This is a genomic window from Paenibacillus sp. 01L418, from assembly GCF_056400045.1.
The window spans coordinates 1-1,093 of record NZ_JBFTSN010000793.1; the positions used below are offsets into that span (position 1 = coordinate 1).

A 1,093-nucleotide genomic window follows, 5' to 3' on the forward strand; every position below is an offset into this window, starting at 1 on the left:
GGTCTGCTCTTGCCGAAGATTGCTCCTTCATTCGAGTCCGTCTCCCCCTTTCGTAATTTCCAAAAACACATCCTCAAGATTCGTCTGCGCTTCACTGAAGGAGATCAGCTGAAAACCTGCTGCAACCAGCTCATGAAGCAGCTGCGATTGCTCGGCATCCTGTCCGCCAAAGTGAATTTGTATTCCACGATCATCTCGGAAAATTCGGTTAACATAAGGGCGATCTCGCAAAAACAGCTCCGCTTCTGACTCCCGATCAACTAATCTCACATGCAGGAAACGTTTGACACGCAATCTATTTTGAATATCTGCGACATTTCCGATCGCAATCATTTCACCATGCTCAATGACGCCGATTTCATCTACCATTTCGGCAAGCTCAGGCAATATATGTGAAGAAATGATGATCGTTTTCCCCATTGACTTCAGCTCTCGCAATATTTCTCTCATCTCAATCCGTGCTCGAGGATCAAGGCCGGAAGCAGGCTCATCCAAAATAAGCAGCTCTGGATCATGAACGAGGCAGCGTGCCAAGCAAAGCCGCTGCTTCATACCCCGAGACAGCGAGTCAACGTAAGCATCTTTTTTATCACTCAAATTGACCAGCTCCAGCAATTGCGGAATCAGCTGCTCCCGCTCCGCCTTCGGTATACCATAGCTGGCGCCATAGAAATGCAAATATTCTAACGTTTTGAATTGGTCATACACACCAAAAAAATCCGGCATATATCCAATTCGCTTACGCACCTCATGCGGATGTTTGGTCACGTCAAATCCGTCTACTTTTGCGATGCCTGAGGTGGGTATCATTAATGTCGCAAGAATAGACATCGTCGTTGATTTCCCTGCCCCATTGGGCCCAACAAAACCAAATACCGTTCCTTTCGGAATCGTTAGATCTATTGATTTAAGCGCTTGAAACGTTCCGAATGTTTTGGAAAGCTGTTTGATTTCAATCATCGGAACCAGAGGCGCATCATTTGATGGTTGTTCCGCAGGTTCCGTTTTAGGCACTTCCACATTAATGATCTCTATTTCGTGATTTTTGCTCATTTTTTCTGTATCTCTCCTTCTAAAGCAATCTGCGGTAAAG

The 1,093-nt window shown here is 45.7% G+C and carries 1 protein-coding gene; it reads right to left on the bottom strand.

Going from position 1 to position 1,093, the window contains the following annotated elements; translation table 11 throughout:
* Nucleotides 1-27: 27 nt before the first annotated feature.
* Nucleotides 28-960 (bottom strand): ABC transporter ATP-binding protein, encoded by a 933-nt coding sequence (locus tag AC1DSE_RS35680; protein ID WP_441913191.1) that lies wholly within the window; start codon nucleotides 958-960, stop codon nucleotides 28-30.
* Between the last annotated feature and the right edge of the window lie 133 nt (nucleotides 961-1,093).